The sequence below is a fragment of the Brevundimonas sp. genome, assembly GCF_046295075.1.
Classification (GTDB): domain Bacteria; phylum Pseudomonadota; class Alphaproteobacteria; order Caulobacterales; family Caulobacteraceae; genus Brevundimonas.
Window position 1 is genome coordinate 1 of record NZ_JBKBOC010000015.1, and the last position, 17,524, is coordinate 17,524.

At 66.3% G+C, this 17,524-nt stretch carries 9 protein-coding genes; 4 read left to right on the top strand and 5 right to left on the bottom strand.

Translation table 11 applies throughout. The annotated features are described in order from the left end of the window. On the bottom strand, positions 1 to 232 hold a 232-nt coding region (locus ACK4MH_RS11805), incomplete at its 3' end, for a hypothetical protein (protein ID WP_409718559.1). 287 nt (positions 233 to 519) lie between these two features. Between ACK4MH_RS11805 and ACK4MH_RS11810 the strand changes: the two genes are divergently transcribed. Beyond that, positions 520 to 2,796 carry a WD40/YVTN/BNR-like repeat-containing protein gene (locus ACK4MH_RS11810; RefSeq protein WP_409718562.1) on the top strand — a complete coding sequence of 759 codons (2,277 nt, stop codon included), beginning with the start codon at positions 520 to 522 and terminating at the stop codon, positions 2,794 to 2,796. Then, on the top strand, positions 2,793 to 4,412 hold the full coding sequence (locus ACK4MH_RS11815) for an alpha-L-fucosidase (RefSeq protein WP_409718565.1): 1,620 nt from the start codon (positions 2,793 to 2,795) through the stop codon (positions 4,410 to 4,412). The genes ACK4MH_RS11810 and ACK4MH_RS11815 overlap by 4 nt, the downstream gene beginning before the upstream one ends. Before the next feature lie 4 nt (positions 4,413 to 4,416). On the opposite strand, the gene ACK4MH_RS11820 is transcribed toward ACK4MH_RS11815, so the two are convergent. The 4 genes from ACK4MH_RS11820 to ACK4MH_RS11835 all read right to left on the bottom strand — a co-directional run bounded on the left by ACK4MH_RS11820 (position 4,417) and on the right by ACK4MH_RS11835 (position 14,186). Continuing rightward, positions 4,417 to 6,384, bottom strand: coding sequence for a sialate O-acetylesterase (locus ACK4MH_RS11820; RefSeq protein ID WP_409718568.1), 1,968 nt, complete (start codon positions 6,382 to 6,384; stop codon positions 4,417 to 4,419). A gap of 241 nt (positions 6,385 to 6,625) precedes the next feature. Further along, positions 6,626 to 9,562: a TIM-barrel domain-containing protein gene (locus tag ACK4MH_RS11825; RefSeq protein WP_409718571.1), complete on the bottom strand. Its 2,937-nt coding sequence runs from the start codon at positions 9,560 to 9,562 to the stop codon at positions 6,626 to 6,628. Positions 9,563 to 9,587: 25 nt separating this feature from the next. Next, on the bottom strand, positions 9,588 to 11,237 hold the full coding sequence (locus ACK4MH_RS11830; RefSeq protein WP_409718574.1) for a DUF5597 domain-containing protein: 1,650 nt from the start codon (positions 11,235 to 11,237) through the stop codon (positions 9,588 to 9,590). A gap of 75 nt (positions 11,238 to 11,312) precedes the next feature. After that, positions 11,313 to 14,186 carry a TonB-dependent receptor gene (locus ACK4MH_RS11835; protein ID WP_409718737.1) on the bottom strand — a complete coding sequence of 958 codons (2,874 nt, stop codon included), beginning with the start codon at positions 14,184 to 14,186 and terminating at the stop codon, positions 11,313 to 11,315. A 296-nt stretch (positions 14,187 to 14,482) separates the two neighbouring features. On the opposite strand from ACK4MH_RS11835, the gene ACK4MH_RS11840 reads away from it, so the two are divergent. Beyond that, positions 14,483 to 15,994: a tryptophan halogenase family protein gene (locus ACK4MH_RS11840; protein WP_409718577.1), complete on the top strand. Its 1,512-nt coding sequence runs from the start codon at positions 14,483 to 14,485 to the stop codon at positions 15,992 to 15,994. Next, positions 15,991 to 17,502 (top strand): tryptophan halogenase family protein, encoded by a 1,512-nt coding sequence (locus tag ACK4MH_RS11845; protein WP_409718580.1) that lies wholly within the window; start codon positions 15,991 to 15,993, stop codon positions 17,500 to 17,502. Before ACK4MH_RS11840 ends, ACK4MH_RS11845 begins: the two co-directional genes overlap by 4 nt. Positions 17,503 to 17,524: the final 22 nt, after the last annotated feature.

The following is a 17,524-nucleotide window of genomic DNA, read 5'->3' on the forward strand; positions in this document are numbered from 1 at the left end:
TGACGAAGGCCTCGGTCCCCGCATCCGTCATCGCCGCCGGCGAGGCCGCACGGGGCCAAAGGCCGGGATGCGCACGCGCCGCGTCCGTCACGATCGAAGCCTGGGCCGTCACCGCCTGAACAGCCGCTTGGCGGGTCGAACCCGTCGCGGCGCAGGCGCCAGTAGCTAGCGCGACGCCCAAGGCGAGAGCGGAAACAGCGCTGCGGCGCGCGTTCGGGATACGCAGGGTCATGTCGGGTCCGTCAGGCTTTCGGCGAAAACGATGTGGCGAAAAACCCGGCGCGACCACGCGGGTCGCACCGGAAGTTCGCTCAGGGCTGCAAAAATCCGGGCGTCGCGCGACGCGCCGACAGCGGCGAAATCCGTTTGAACCCGAGGTTCGCTCCCGACACGTCTTTGATCGACGCCCTGATTTTTACAGACGCAACTTGATGCACCTATGACAATGATGTCAACTGCTCAAGTTAGCGCTAACATCGAGAGACGACTTAACGTCTCCGACCAGGGAGAGATGGCGACATGACGATAGGTGTGACACGACGCACGGCTGGCCTGTTGGCCCTGTCCGTCGGCGGGCTGGCGGCGACCGCCAGGGCGCAGGCGCGAGACGCAGTCCCCTATACCTGGCGCAACGTCGTAGTCGGCGCCGGCGGTTTCATTCCCGGCATCGTCTTCAGTCGCGTCGAACGGGGTCTGGCCTATGCGCGGTCGGACATGGGCGGCGCCTATCGGTTTGACGCCGCCGCCCGCCGCTGGAAGCCGCTGATGGATTCCAGCCCCCGGTCGGGCGACTTCGGCATCGAGAGCATCGCCGCCGATCCCATCGACGCTGATATCGTCCACGCGGCGGTCGGGGTCCACAAGGCAGACCCCGGCGCCATGCTGCGATCCTCCGACCGGGGCGAGACATGGCGGCGGACCGAAGTCCCCTTCCGCATGGGCGGCAACGAAGACGGGCGCGGCCTGGGCGAACGGCTGGCGATCGACCCGAACGACAACCGAATCCTCTATTTCGGATCGCGCCACGACGGTCTGCAACGCTCGACCGACGGCGGCGAAAGCTGGCGCAAGGTCGAAGCCTTTCCGCTGAAGGGGCTGGGAACGCCGACGGATCGCAGCACCCACGGCGGCCTCAGCTTTGTCGTCTTCGATCCCCGCAGCGGCCAGCGGGGCGAGGCATCTCGGACGCTGTTCGTCGGCGTCGCCGATCCGCACGAACACGCGCTGTATCGCTCGGACGACGCGGGGCAAACTTGGCGGCCGGTCGAGGGCGGGCCGCGCGCCGAACTGTCGGCCGCCAAGGCGGAGCTGGACGACCGGGGGGGCCTCTATGTCACCTGCACCCTTGGCATCGGCCCGAACGGAGTGACGGACGGCGAGGTCTGGCGGCTGGATGCGAACACCGGCGCCTGGACCGACATCACCCCGCCGCGACCCCAGACCACGCAAGGGGGTGGCTTCATGGGGGTGGCGCTGGACCAGAAACGGCCCGGCGTCATCATGGTCTCGACCCTGAACAGATGGCAGCCCGGCGACACCCTCTGGCGCAGCATCGACGACGGACGAAGCTGGACCAGCCTGCGCGAGGCCGCCCGCCACGACGTCAGCGCCACCCCCTATCTAAACTGGGGCAACGACGAGCCGGACTTCGGCTGGTGGATCGCGGCCCTGGCGCTGGATCCGTTCGACAGCGATCGGCTGGTCTATGCGACAGGGGCGACCGTCTATGAGACGCGCAATCTGTCCGCCGTCGATCACGAGCGGCCGACCGACTGGGCCCCTTGGGTCGAGGGGATCGAACAGACGGCCGTGATCACCCTAGTCAGTCCGCCCAAGGGACCGCATCTGCTGACCGGTTTCGGCGACATCTCGGGATTCGCCCATGAGGATTTGGACCGCTCGCCGCAGCGCCAGTTCACCACGCCTGTCTTCGCCAACACCAACCAGATCGACTATGCGGGCGCCGCCCCCAACATCGTGGTGCGCAGCGGTACGCCGCACGAGGGCGTCGCCTCGGAAGGTCACGACGGTTCGACCCTGGCCTGGTCAGACGATGCGGGGCTGAGCTGGAAGCCGCTGGGCCGCCCCCGGCCAGCCTCGGGCGAGACCGCGGCAGTCGCCGACAATCCGCGCATGGACCTGTATCGCGACGCGCCGATCACGGTGTCGGCCGATGGATCGACCTTTGTGCTGGCCACGCCTCAGGTCGTCTGGTCGCGGGATCGCGGCGCGACATGGAAGGCTTGCGCCGGCCTGCCGCCCCTGCTGAGGCCGGTCGCAGATCGCAAGGATCCGATGCTGTTCTACGCCTTGGATTTCCGCACCGGCGCCTGGTACGTCAGCGTGGATGGGGCCGAGAGCTTCGCCTTCGTGCCGTCACGCGGCCTACCCGATGTCTCCGGCGACCGCCCCACTTGGCGCGAGGTCGCCTTCCCGCTGAGGGCCGCGCCTGACCACGAAGGCGACCTGTGGTTCGTGTCGCACAGCGGCCTCTATAACAGCCGCGACGGTGGTCAGAGGTTCGACCGGATCGACGGGGGGTTGAGCGTCGAGATGCTGGACTTCGGCAAGCCCCCAGCCGGTTCGACCTACCCTGCCCTGTTCGCTATCGGCACGCGAGGAGATGTGCGCGGCGTCTTCCGGTCCGACGACCGGGGCCGATCCTGGGTCCGGGTCAATGACGACCAGCATGAGTATGGGCGCCGCTATCGCGCCATTGCGGGCGATCCCAGGGTGTTCGGCCGCGTCTATGTGGCCACAGACGGGCGCGGCGTCGTCTATGGAGAACCGGCATGACCCTGTCGCGACGCGGACTTCTGGGAGCCGGCGCATCAGCGTCAATGCTGGGCGCGTGCGCCACCACGCCTGGAGCGACGACGGCCGGGCCGTTCAAACCGACCTGGGACAGTCTGGCGGCGGGCTACAGGACGCCCGACTGGTTCCGGGACGCCAAGTTCGGCATCTGGTCGCACTGGGGCCCGCAGTGCGTGCCGGAGTTCGGCGACTGGTACGGCCGCCAGATGTATATCCAGGGCAACCCCGTCTACGACCACCATGTCGCGACCTACGGCCATCCCAGCCGGTTCGGCTTCATGGAGTTCATCGACCAGTGGAAGGCCGACCAGTGGGATCCCGAGGGCCTGCTGGATCTCTATCAGGCAGCGGGCGCCCGCTACATCATGTCGATGGCCAACCATCACGACAATCTGGACCTGTTCGACAGCGCCCATCACGACTGGAACGTGATGCGGGTCGGGCCAAAGCGCGACATCGTCGGCACCTGGGAGAAGGCGGTGCGGGCGCGGGGCCTGCGGTTCGCGGTGTCGAACCATGCGGCCCACGCCTGGCACTGGTGGCAGACGGCCTATGGCTATGACGCCGAGGGGCCTTTGAAGGGCGTGCGCTACGACGCCGCGCGGCTGACCAGGGCGGACGGCGCCGGCAAGTGGTGGGACGGGCTGGACCCGCAGGAGCTTTACACCGGCCCGACCTTCGCCCCGCCGGAGGGGATCGGCTCCATCGCCGAGATGAACGCCTGGCATGACGCCCGCGACGGTCAGTGGATCGAGACGCCGCCTGCGAACAACCCGGCCTTCGTGCGGTCCTGGGTGGCGCGTCAGCGCGACCTGATCACCAAATACAAGCCGGACATGGTCTATTTCGACAACTACGGCCTGCCGCTGGGGCGGTACGGGCTGGAGGCGACGGCCGAATACTACAACGCCTCGCTGGAGTGGCGCGGCGAACTGCCGGTCGTGAACGGCAAGCGGCTGGACGACCGCCAGCGCAAGGGCATCACGGAAACCATAGAGCGCGGCTTCTCCGACAGCCTGAAGCCCGAGCCGTGGCAGACCGACACCTGTATCGGCGACTGGCACTACAACCGTGCCCGCTACACCAGCCACACCTACGTCCCGGCCCACAGCGTGGTGCAGCGGCTGGTGGATGTCGTCTCCAAGAACGGCAATCTGATGCTGAACATCCCCCAGCGGGGCGACGGATCCATCGACAGCGACGAGCGCCAGATCCTGACGGACATCGCCGCCTGGATGAAGGTCAACGGCGAGGCCATCTTCGACACCCGACCCTGGCGCATCTATGGCGAGGGGCCGACGGCGGTCGTAGGCGGCATGCATGGCGAGGGCGCGGCGCGGCCGTGGACCGGCCAGGACATCCGCTTCACCGCCAAGGGCCAGACGCTCTACGCCTTCGCGCTGGACTGGCCCGCAGACGGACGGATGGTGGTGCGCGCCCTAAACCAGAAGGCGGGCCGCGTCGAGGCGGTCGAACTGCTGGGTGGGGGCGCCCTGCCCTTCCGCCAGACGGTCGAGGGTCTGGTCATCGACCTGCCGGCCGCGCGGCCGGTGGCGGTCGCGCCGGCGGTGCGGTTGAGTGGCGCGGGCCTAGTCTGAGCGCCTAGCGGATTTCGGCCTCGAACGGGACCGCCGGGAGGCCGGCGGGGCCGTAGAGGTTGCAGACCGGGCTGTCGGCCCAGCAGAAGCGGACCTTGAGGTCCGTCGCCATGGCCGAGGCCAGCACGACTTCGTCGGCCGCTAGCGTCGCATCGACGAAGCGGCAGGCATTGTCGGACCCGCACAGCTCGAACCCGACCGGGCGGTTCGAACCATGGGCGACCAACTGGGCCGAAGCGGCATAGCGGACGTGGACGCCGTCGGCGGCGCGGGTCACGGCGACCGGCTGGGGCGAGACGGGCTGGACCTGGCCGTCGAGGCGACGGGCCTCCAGCGCCAGACGGCGGCCGACCTCCAGCTTGTTGGTTGGATGGATGTCGTAGCGGTCGCCGATGTCGATGGCGACGGCGAGCCCTGCCAGAGGACCTTCGTTCACCACCGTGCGCTGGCTCTCGCGCAAGGCGGCCCAATAGGAGTTGGTCGGCTGGCTGGCGGCGGGACCGAAGTTCGCGAGTTGCACCACAAGCATCCGCATCTCGGGGTTCTCGAACTGCGCCCGCCAGTCGGCGAACAAGGCCCGCAGTAGGCGGCGATAGCCGACATAGTCGCCGATGTTCGATTCGCCCTGATACCAAGCCATGCCCTTCAGGCCGTAGGCGCCCAAGGGCGCGATCATGCCGTTGTACAGGGTCGTCGTGCCGCTGCCGCCGATCCAGGGCGTGCGCGGCGGATTGGGCAGGTCGCCCAGGGGCGCGGCGACGCGGTGACGCCAGCCCGAAGACAGGGCGACGGCCGTACCGTCCGCCAGCACCAGCCGCTTGTTCGCCGCCGGTCCCCAGGCGCCCCCGCCGCCGTTGGTGTCCAGCACCCCGACCGCGATCAGATTGCGACCCGCTTTCAGCGCGCCGGCGGGAATGGCGTACGTGCGGGGCGAGTCCCAGCCCTGCTGGCCGCCGACATATTCGCCGTTGACCCAGGTCACATCGGCGTCGTCTACCGGACCCAACTCAAGCGTCGCGCCCTGGCGCGCCTGGGCGGCGGTCAGCTCGACCTCTTTTCTCAGCCAGACGATGCCGTCGAAGGTGGCCAGACCCGGCACGGTCGATTCCCAGAACCCCTCGGCGGGGATCGGCGCCCAGTCGGCGTCATTCGTGCGGGGCAGATGCCAGCCCTGTTTTGTGCCGGGATCATTGGCGCGCCACCAGTCTTGGGTGACCTGCCGCCAGATGGCGTCGCCCCGGAGCGGGTCGCGAGCATAGGCGTCCAGCGCGTTCAGCGCCTCCTGATGGCCGCCCAGTTTTTCCACCGCGCTGCGGCTAAGCCAGTCCTCGATGATCGACCCGCCCCAGGAGGCGGCGATCAGGCCGACGGGGACATCTTCGGTACGGCGCAGGTCACGGCCCATGAAATAGCAGGCGGCCGAGAAGTCGCGCACGCTTTGCGGGCTGGTGGTGCGCCACTGGCCGACCGAATGCGGGGTCGATGACGGGGCCGGCAGGCTGGAGCGGCCGACCAGGAACAGACGGATTTTGGCGTCGTTGGCGTTGGCGATCTCGCTCTCGGCGTTGCTCGCCTGGCGAACGGCGAACTCCATGTTCGACTGGCCCGAGCACAGCCAGACGTCGCCGACCATGACGTCCGAAAGGGTCTGGATCGCGCCGCCCGACTGTGCCGTCAGGACATAGGGGCCGCCGGCGGTCAGGGTCGGAAGAGCGGCGCGCCAGGCGCCGTCAGGGCCGGCCGTGGCCTGAACCTGGGTCTGGCCGAGGCTGACCGAGACGGCGGCGCCGGGGGCCGCCCGGCCCCAGACATTGACGGGACGACCGCGTTGCAGGACGGCGTGATCCTGGAACATGGCGTCGAACAAGGGGGCGGAATCCGGCGCCTGCATCTGCGCTTCGGCCAGGGCCAGCGCCGGGGCGGATGTGGCGAGGACGCCCATGGCGACGGCGGTGAGCAAGAACGAGCGCATGCGCGCCTCCTGATGGTCCGCTTGGGGCGGAGGGTCCGAATTGCACTGCACCTCAAAAACGAGTGCAAAGTGCAAGAAAGTGCAATTTCGTCCGTCGGACGCAAGGATGTCAAAGACCGGACCGCCAGTATAAGGCCGTTCCGACCCCTGTATCGTCGATCGTCTTCGTTTCGAACGAACCCTATCAAAGACAAGGTGTTGAGGATCGACATCGTGTCAGATATCGATCCTCGCATATCCCCTAGCGGCGAACCTCGACCGTCTGCCCGTCGTACTGGATCGTCCTGGCCGGCGCGGCGTCGAAATCGCCGACATCGGCGCCCGGTCCGCTGACGAAGCGCACATTGATGGTGCGGTTCGCCGGCATGGTCGGATACGAACCCGTTCGCGCGCCGATGGTCAGGACGCCGGTCGCATCGTTCCAGGTCATGGGGATGTTGGAGAACTCGCCACGCTCGTAGGCATAGGTCGTGCCCTGATCCTCATAGAGGGAGAAGGTCCCGTTGGCGCCGGTATAGATCACCAGGGTCAACGGGCCGTCCAGCTTCTCGGCCGTGTACTGGATCGCCGGACCGGTGGGCAGGATGGAGCCGGCGCGCACGTAGACCGGGATCTTGTCGACCGCCGCCTGGACCGTGACCGAACGGCCGCCCGTGTATTTCTGGCCGGTCAGCATGTCGTACCAGTCGGCGCCTTGCGGGAAATAGACCGAGCGGCTGCGCGCCTTGTACTCCGTCACCGGCGCAACCAGCAGGGCATGGCCGAACAGATACTGGTCGTTGATGTCGCGCGCCTTCAGGTCGGACGGGAAGTCCATGACCAGGCCGCGCATGATGGTGCCGTCGCGCTGATAGACGTCGCCGGCCAGGCTGTAGATGTAGGGCATCAGCCGGTAGCGGGTGCGCATCTGCTCGGCATAGGCGTCGTACATCGGCGTGCCGGGCTGGGCCAGGTTGTAGACCTCACGCAGCGGGAACTCGCCGTGCGAGCGGAAGACCGGCGAGAAGGCGCCGAACTGGAACCAGCGCAGGTTCAGCTCGTCCCACTCGGCCTTGTCCTCGGGCTTCATACCGGCGGGATTGGAATAGCGGCTCTCGACCGAGAAGCCGCCGATGTCGTGGGTCCAGTTGGCCAGGCCCGACAGGCCGGTGTTCACGCCCGCTGAAATCTGGTCCTTCAGATTGTCCCAGCGCGCCACGACGTCGCCCGACCACAGGGTCGAGCCGGTGCGTTGCAGACCGCCCCAGGCCGAGCGGGTCAGGATATAGGTCCGCTCGTCGCCCTTCTCACGCCGGAAGTTGTTGTAGACGTTCTCGGCGTTGATCAGCGGATAGGAGTTGAAGACATAGGCGCCCGGACCGATGGCCGTCGGTCCCATGCGCAGGGTCCGCTCGGGGATGTCCAGGTTGGAGTGCATGTCCGGTTCGACCGAATCCAGCCACCAGCCGTCGAAGCCCATGCCCTTGAAACTGTCGGACATCTGCTTCCAGTACAGGTCGCGGGCGGCGGGCAGATAGGGGTCGTAGAAGCTGTTGGCGTAGCCGGGTCCGACCCAGTCGCGCGCGCCGACATCGACGTTGCGGGTGTACATGCCGCCGATGGCGTCCAGCTGCTTGTAGTGGTCGGTGGTCGGATAGAATTTCGGCCAGACCGAGATGATGATGTTGGCGTTCATGTCGTGAACGTCCTTGACCATCTGGGTCGGGTTCGGGAAGCGCGCGGGGTCGAACTGGTGCGAGCCCCAGGCGTTCTCGGGCCAGTAGAACCAGTCCTGAACGACGTTGTCGATCGGCAGGCCCAGCTCGCGATAGCGGCGCACCGTGTCCACCACCTCGGCCTGATTGTTGTAGCGCTGTCGGCTCTGCCAGAAGCCATAGGCCCAGCGGGGCAGCATCACCGACTTGCCGGTCAGGCCGCGGTAGTTGGAGATGACGCCGTCTAGGTTATCGCCGCCGATATAGTAGTAGTCGATGGCCGTGCCGACTTCCGAGGCCAGGCTGAGCGCGCCCTGGTCGGCGGCGGGCAGCGGGTCCTGGTGGCGCAGCGAGATATAGCCGTCCTCGGGGACCCATTCGATCTTGATCGGCACGCGGGCGTTTGCGGCCATCTGGACCTGGAAGTCGTGGTCGAACGGGTTCCAGTTCTGGCGCCAGTTGTCCTCGACCATCTGGCCGTCGATCCAGACCTTCACATAGCCGGACGAATAGAGGCGGAACTTGTGCAGGCCGGCCGTGGCGGTTTCCAGCGTGCCTTCCCAGACGACCTTGACCCCGGCCTGGCCGGGCTTGCCCATGTCGCCGGTCTGGACCGGCTGGCCGGGCTGCGACTTGAAGCCCTCGGGCCAGCGCGACCATTCGCGGATGAACTCGTAGTTCACCTCGGTCTCCTGGCGCTGAACCTTCAGCTGGTCGTTCTGATAGTAGCTGGCGGTCAGTCCGCCGAACCGGCCCGTGGCGTCGCGCACGATGAACTGGTCGGCGATCATGCCGTAGGGGCGCGGGTCGCCGAAGCGGGTGATCGAGTTGTTGTCCCACAGGACGCCGTAGTTGCGGCTGGATACGACCAGCGGAATGCCGACGTCGATATTGTGCTGGGCCAGCTGAACGTCGTGGCCCTTGTAGTTCATCACGCCCTGCTGGTGCTGGCCCAGGCCGTAGAAGGCCTCATCCTCTGGGCTTTCCCAGACCTGGCGCGTGGCCAGGAAGCGGTGGTCGCCCTTCTGGTCCTCGACGGTGACGGGGCTGAGCTCGCGGCTGCCGGGGCGCTCCTTCAGCACCTCCTGGCCATTCTCGTCGAGGAAGCGGATAGCCCCGGTCTCGCGCGAGACCTCGGCTGTGGCCTCGGCGGTCTTCAGCAGCACAACGTCGCCGCGCGTCTCGACCTGGAACGGGGTGGTGGTCGAGGGCTGGGCCGTGACCATCAGGCTGGCGGGCAGGTTCAGGTCGGCGTTCTCGGTCGCGGTGACGCGGATGGTCTCGGGGCCATAGACCTCCAAACGCACGCGGCGGGCGGCGCCCTCGGCCGGGGTGACGACGATGCCGCTCGCGGTGCGTTCGAACGCCGCCTGTTGGATCGCGCCGGCGGAGGCGCCGTTCATCAGCCCCTGACCTGCGCAGGCGGCCAGAGGCGCGGTCATCAGGGCGGCCAGGAACAGGCGGCGGGCGAGGATCGGGATCATGGCAGGCGCTCGCGTTTTCAAAGGATCAATAGGTGGCGGTGACGACGCGCAGCAGGCGCGGTCGATCGGTGAAGTTCAGGCCGTAATCAACCTGGTCGCCGTTCCAGATGCGTTCGAAGACCCATTTGCCGGCGTCGTCGAAATGACCTTCCTCGTAGCGTACGACCATGCGGCGCTTGCCATCGGTCGAGGGCTTTGCGTCGAAATCTACGCGGGCGTGCAGGCCGCTGACGAAGAACACATTGGGATCGTCGAGCTGGGCGACGACGACGCCGCCGTTGGGATTTTCGGTGCCGGACGCCGGCCCCTGTTCGCCCAGCCAGGTCCATTCCGGCAGTCCGAATTGCCACAGGCGATAGCGGACACGGGCGGTCCAGTCGCCGAGGTCGATCTTCTGCTCCGAACGGTCGTCTGGTTCGGATACGCCCCAGACGCGGCCCTCCCAGGCGGCGCGCGCCCAGACATGGGCCCAGGGCCGCACGACGGCATAGGCGGTCTTCAGCGGCGTCAGGGTTTCGGGCGTCACCGTCTTGGCGCCCAGCGGCCAGTTGGCGTAGCCGGTGTAATCGATGCCGAAGGCGGAATAGCCTACTCCGCCGCGTCCCAGCGTCGAGAAGAGGAAGCGTCCGAACGAAGGATCATTGCCGGTTTCGGCGACGAACAGGGCGTTGTCCGGTCGTGCGTATCGACCCAGCGTGCCTTCGTAGCTGACGGAGCCGCGGTCGTAGATGTCGGGCGCCAAGAGGTCGATGGAGGGTGCCGCCGCCTTCCAGACGTCGAGCACGGGCCAGACGGGGCCGCCGGACGCATAGTTGGTCGGCGAAACGCGCGTGATCGGGTCCGTCAGCGCTGCATTGACGTACATCGGCAGCGGATATTCACGCTTGCCCGCCTCGGTGACCGTGTTGACGTAGGCAGCGATGGACCAGGCGTGGAAGAACTCTTCCGCCTCGTCGCCGAATACGGCGGACCAGGTTCCGGCCGCCTTGCCCGTCCGGTCCAGCAGGGCCTGGGGCACGGGGCCATCGAAGGCGGCCTGGGCGGCGGGGGAATAGTCGCGCACCGAGCCGTAGGTGCCGACCTCGTTCTCGGGCTGGACCATGATGACGGTGCGCTGGCGCTCGTCGATCTGGCGGATATGACGCATCAGGGCGGCGAAGGCGCGGGCGTCGGCGGCCAGCGTCTCCGCGCCATAGGGCGACATGGCGTAGGATTCCGTCCCGTCCTTCTGGATCAGGTGCGGGAACCGCGCGGGGTTCAGCTTGACCCAGGCCGGGGCATATTTGGGCGCGGTGTTCTTCCAGGTGGCGAACCACAGGATGACGAGACGCACGTCGTTGCGGCGCGCCTCCTGCACCAGATGATCGACGAAGGAGAAGTCGAACTGGCCCTCGACCGGTTCGAGCTGTTCCCAGGCGATGGGCACCTGAACCGTATTGGCGCCGATGTGGTGGACGGCAGGCCAGGCCTCGGCCAGGGGCGCAGGGTAGTTGGAGGAGTTGTTGACCTGGGCGCCGAGGATGGTGAAGGGCGCGCCATCGACCATCAGGGCATGACGGCCGTTCTGCTCGACCAGCTGCGGGATCGGCGACTGCGCCAGAGCCGGCACCGAGGTCACGGCTGCCAGCGCGGCAGCGCCCAAGGCAAGATTCAATCCGCGTGCGAAAAAGCCCATCGCCGCCTCCCAACGTCGATAAGAAAACGATCGGGGCGCCGACGACTGCCGACGCCCCGTCAGGTCAGGCCGGGATCAGAAGGCGGCGCGAAGCACCACCGCGATCCGGCGATCGGTATCCACCCAGTTGTACGGCGGCTTGCGGGTCTCGTTGCCCACCTTCAGCACGGTCCGTTCGTTCAGGATATTGGTCGATTGAATGCCGATCTTCACTTCCGAGGTCAGGTTGTAGAAGATCGAGCCGTCCAGCTGGCCATAGTCACTGGCCCACACGGGCGCGTTCACGTTCGCGGCCGAGGTGGTCATCAGATACTCCTCGCGCCAGTTGTAGGCGAGGCGCGCCGAGATGCCGTATTTCTCGTACAGAAGCGCAGCATTGTAGCTGGTCCGCGACAGGCCTTCGAGCGGCAGTTCGGCGCCGGCCGCACCGTTCTGGATCGGGTCCAGAATGTCCTGGCTGGTGTTGCGACCGCCGCTGCTGTCGACGTAGGTGAAGTTGGCCTGGACGCCGAACCCGCTGAGGGGACCCGGCAGGAAGTCGTAGAACTGCTGATAGGCCAGTTCGAAGCCGTCGATCTTGCCGTTGTCGCCATTGGTGTAGCGCGTGATCAGGAAGTCGTTGGTTACGCCGCCGTTGGTGAAGGTCTCGGTCGAGCTGCCCGAGAAGATGTAGTCCTTCAGATCCTTGTGGAAGGCGGCGAAGGTGATGCTGCCGGTCGGGGCGAAATACCATTCCAGGCTGAAGTCGTAGTTGGTGGCCTTCAACGGCTCCAGGTTCGGATTTCCGCCCGTGCCCGTATAGGGCGTCGTCGGGTTCAGGGTAACGCCGTCGGGCTGGAAGTTGATCGCCAGGTTGGTGAACGGCTGAAGCTGATACATTTCCGGGCGCAGGATGGCGCGCGACACGGCGAAGCGGGCCTGAAGCGTATCCGTCAGAAAGGCCCGCAGGTTCAGGCTGGGCAGGACGTTGGTGTATTCCTTGCTGATGTCGGCGCCGTCCAGCGGGCCGCCATTGGCGAACTGGACCGCGCGGTTGAAGGCGGTGCAGTCGGCGCCGGGATTGGTCGCCGGCGGGCAGGCCGTCGTGATCGCCGGCAGGGTGATGACCTGGTTGGAATCCGTATTCGTCTTGACGACGCGGAGGCCGATGTTGCCGTCCAGACCGCGACCGAAGAAGGCCGTATCGTTGCCGAAGCGGGTGTAGACGTAGGCGGCCTCGGTCTTCTCCTGCAGTTCGGTGACGCCGCCGGCGCCGCTGCCCAGACGATAGCTGTCGAAGTCGTTCGACAGCGGGGTCCAGCCCCAGCCCGAGCTCTGGGTGTTCTTCAGGATGTCATAGGCGTGAGCCGTGCCCTGGTTGAGCAGGCCGGCGGTCGGGAACCAGGCGACGCCCGGAACGACCGTGTCGCCACGGAAGAAGTTGTCGAAGCGATAGAGGGTGGAGGATTCGATCAGGCGCGGATCCTGAACGCCGCCGGGGAAGCCGGTGTCGTCCAGATAGACCACGGCGCCGCCGCCGTTGCCCCAGTACTGGTTGGACAGCAGGCCCCAGTTATAGCCGGTCTGGCGGTTGGTGTAGTTCTTGTCGGTGGCGCGTACGCCGAACTCGACCGAGCGGAAGAAGCTGTTGTTCTGGAAGTCGTAGCGGGCGTCCAGGCGACCAGCCAGTTCGTCGGCCTCGTTGTCCTCGATGTGGTCCATCGCGGCGGCCCACCAGTAGCTCGACTTGTCTTCCATCGACCCGCCCGTGGAGGTGATGGTCGGCAGATCGCCGTCGATGGTGAACTGTAGACTGGGACGATCTTCCAGCTGGGTGAAGGCCGTCATCGAATAAATCTCGGCCGTCGATTTGACGTATTGGAGATCACCGCTGAACGACCAGGCGCCGCCCGGCGTATATTTGAAGTTCAGCGCGACATCGCCGGTCTTTTTCGTGTCGTCGCCGATCCGGGTGTTGGTGTTGTAGTTGGCGTTGGGCACGATGCCCGAAACAAAGACGTTGTCTTCGTTATACGAATAGGTCGAGTTCGGCGTCAGGATGCTCTCGCTGCCCATCGCGTATTCGACGTTATTGGTGTCGGCCTGCGAACCCAGCGCCTGCAGGGTGAACAGCCACTGGTCATTCGGGCGCCATTGCGCCGCCAGCGCGACCGCCGTGCGCTTCTGTTCCCAGTCGATGGTGCGCCAGCCCATATTCTTGGGAATATAAACCGTTTCGTTGGCCTGCCCCGTGCCGTCAGCGCTGTCGGCCGTCAGGACCACCGGGTCATAACGGTCGGCCGAGATGCTGTCGGTGCGGTTGCCGACGTTGGAGACGCTGACGTTGGCCAAGAGGCCGAACTCGCCGAAACGGGTATCCCAACGATCGGAACCGATCACGCTACCGGACCAGAAACCCTTCTCGGACAGGTCGCCGTAATTGTAGTCGGCGTTGATTGCCAACAGGCGGTCGGCGTTGTCAAACGGCACGCGGGTGCGCAGGTTGATCGTACCGGCGATGCCGCCCTCGATCATGTTGGCGGCGACGTTCTTGTAGACGTCCACGCCCGACAGCAGGTCGGCCGAGACATCCTCGAAGCTGAGACCGCGGCCCGAGGCGGCGGAGAAGATGTCGCGACCGTTGGTTTCGGAACGCACGCCCGACAGGCCGCGCACGAAGACGCCGCCGCCTTCGGCCGCCAGACGGGCGGGGTCGCGGGCGGAGTTGGTGCGTTGCAGGGTGATGCCGGGAATACGTTGCAGAGCCTCGGACACCGAACGGTCCGGCAGGGCGCCGATGTCCACGGCGGTCACCGAATCGACGATCACCTCGGAATTCTTCTTGATGGCCTGGGCCGAGCGAAGCTGAGCGCGAATGCCGGTAACGACCACTTCATCGACCGTGGTGGCGTCGTCCGACTGAGCCGGATTCTGCTGGGCGAGCGCGCCCGTCGGCAGCGCTGCGGCCACCGTAAGCAAGGACGCTCCACACAACAGAGCGACACGACGCACGTGATTTTGACGAGACATGTGTCTCAGAACCTTCCTGCTGGTCGCGCCCGCCGCTTATTGGCGACGTGGGACGACATCCCTCCCGAAGTGAAGCCGCGCATCGTTCGATGTCACTGCGACCTTTCAAGGATGCACAACTTTTCATGCGTTGAAAAGCATTTTCTGATAGCGCTACCACGGTGGCGCCCTGACCGTATTCGGCTAGGGTTCAGGCAAGCATGATCGGCGAAAAGCCGGCGTCGGGGAGAACAGGAATGACCGAGCAGACAGGAGAGGTCCGCCACGTCGCCATCGTCGGCGGCGGGACGGCGGGATGGATGGCGGCGGCGGCTCTGGGCCGGGCATTCACGCGTCCCTCAGGCCTGGCGCTGAAAATCACCCTGATCGAGTCGGAAGCCATCGGCACGGTCGGCGTGGGCGAGGCCACGATCCCGCCAATCCGTCAGTTCGTGCAGATGGTGGGCCTGTCCGAAGAGGACTTCATCCGCTCCACGGCCGCGACCGCAAAACTGGGCATCGCCTTCAAGGACTGGACCGCGCCGGGTTCGGAATATTTCCATGGGTTTGGCGACTATGGCCCCACCGTCGCCGGACAGGCCTGGCGGCAATATCTGTTTCGCTTGAAGGCCGCCGGTCGGATCGACAGCCTGGACGCCTGGTCCATGCCCACCGCCATGGCCCGCGCAGGCAAGTTCGCGCCGCCAGTCGAGGACAGCCGTTCGGTGCTGTCCCACTATTCATACGCGTATCAGTTCGACGCTGGTCTGTTCGCGCGGCGGCTGAGGACGCTGGCGGAAACGTTGGGGGTCGATCGGCGCGAGGGGCGGATCACGGGCGTGGATCGCGACGGCGAAACCGGCCTGGTGCGGGCCGTGAAGCTGGAAGACGGAAGCGAGGTCGAAGCGGACCTGTTCATCGACTGCTCCGGCTTCAGGGGGCTGTTGATCGAACAGACGATGCAGGCCGGATACGAGGAATGGACGCACTGGCTGCCGTGCGACCGCGCCGTCGCCGTGCCGTGCAACTCCGCCCTGGCGCCTGAGCCCATCACGACCGCCCGCGCCCGCGAGGCCGGCTGGCAATGGCGCATTCCGCTGCAGCACCGGGTCGGCAACGGCTACGTCTATTCCAGCGACCATGTGGACGACCAGGTGGCGCTGGACGACCTGTTGGGCCAGATCGAATCCGAGCCGCTGGCCGAGCCCAATCGGTTGAGGTTCGTCACCGGCCGACGGCGCGAGGCCTGGAAGGGCAATGTGGTGTCGCTGGGCCTGGCGTCGGGCTTCGTCGAGCCGCTGGAATCGACCAGCATCAACCTGATCCAGACCGGCATCGGGCGGCTGCTGGAAATGTTCCCCGACCGCAGTTTCGATCCGGCTCTGATCCGCGAATACAATCGGCGCTCGGCCCAGGAGTTCGAGCGCATCCGCGACTTCATCATCCTCCACTATCACTTGGCGGGTCGCGCGGGGGCGATGTGGGACCGATGCCGCGAGACGGCGCCGCCCGATACGTTGATGGAGAAGATTGAGCTGTTCCGGGCGCGGGGCGAGATCGGACTGCTGGAGGACGAATCGTTCCGCGAGGACAGCTGGACCGCCGTCTTCACGGGCCTGGGGACATGGCCGAAACAGGCGTCGCCCCTCGCCTGCCTCGACGACCTGGACGGAGTCGATCGCCAGGCGCGGCAGTTCGCGCAGTTGATCGAACGCGCCGCCGCCGCCCTGCCCGCCCATTCCAACACTTTCACTGGTTACGCTCGATGACCCCCGCCCCGCTGAAGCGCATCCTGATCGTCGGCGGCGGCACGGCCGGCTGGATGGCGGCCGCCGCCCTGTCACATGTGACGCGCGGCACGGTGAAGGTCGAGCTGGTCGAGTCCGAAGCCATCGGCACCGTCGGCGTCGGCGAGGCGACCATCCCGCCGATCCTGCTGTTCAACCAGTTGCTGGGCATCGACGAGGACGCGTTCGTCCGCGCCACCCAGGCGACCTACAAGCTGGGCATCCAGTTCCATGACTGGTTCCAGAAGGGCCAGAGCTATTTCCATCCGTTCGGCGTCTATGGGACGCGCATCGATGCGGCGTCGTTCCACCAATACTGGCTGCGGCTGAACAAGGCGGGGCTGGACGACGACCTGGGCGCCTATTCGGTCACGACGGTGGCGTCGCAGATGGGGCGTTTCACTCGGCCTGACAGCGATCCGCGCGGCGTCGCATCTCAAATGACCTACGCCTTTCATTTCGACGCCGGCCTATACGCCAGGTTCCTGCGTCAGCGCGCCGAAGCGCAAGGCGTGGTGCGCCATGAAGGCAAGATCGCCGACGTGGTGCTGCGCGACGGCGACGGCTTCATCCAGTCGGTGCGGCTGGATGATGGAGGCGAGTTGGAGGCGGACTTCTTCATCGACTGCTCGGGCTTCCGGGGCCTGCTGATCGAGGGGGCGCTGAAGACAGGCTATGAGGACTGGACCCACTGGCTGCCGGCCGACCGGGCGGTGGCCATGCCGTGCGCGCGGGTCGGAGAGCCGACCCCCTATACCCAGTCGACGGCGCTGGAGGCCGGATGGCGCTGGCGCATCCCGCTGCAGCATCGGACCGGCAACGGCTACGTCTATTGCAGCCCCTTCATCTCGGACGATGAGGCCCAGGCCAAACTGCGCGCCTCGCTGGACGGCGAGGCCATGGCGGATCCGAACTTCCTGCGGTTCACCACCGGACGACGCAAGAAGACCTGGAACAAGAACTGCCTGGCGCTGGGCCTGGCCTCAGGATTTCTGGAGCCGCTGGAATCGACCAGCATCCATCTAGTGCAGTCCGGTATCTCCAAGCTGCTGCTGCATTTCCCCGACACGGGCTTCGCTCAGGCCGACATCGACAACTACAACCGCCTGATGCAGGTCGAGGTCGAGCGGATCAGGGACTTCATCATCCTCCACTATCACGCCACGGCGCGGGACGATTCACCCCTGTGGCGGCATGTGCGGGCCATGGACGTGCCAGAGACCCTGAAACAGAAGATGGACCAGTTCCGCAGCCGGGGCCGCGTCTTCCGCTATGACGACGAACTGTTCCAGGAGACGAACTGGATCGCGGTCCTGCTGGGTCAGGGCGTGATCCCGGAACGCCACGACCCGATCACGGAAACCCTCCCTCTGGATCACATCCGACAACGGCTGCAGCAGATGAAGGCGATGATCCGCCAGGGCGTGGAGCGCATGCCGACCCATGACGCCTTCATCGCCGCCCACGGCAAGGCGCCGCCGCTGCAATAAGACGGCGGCGGCGCCCTCACCC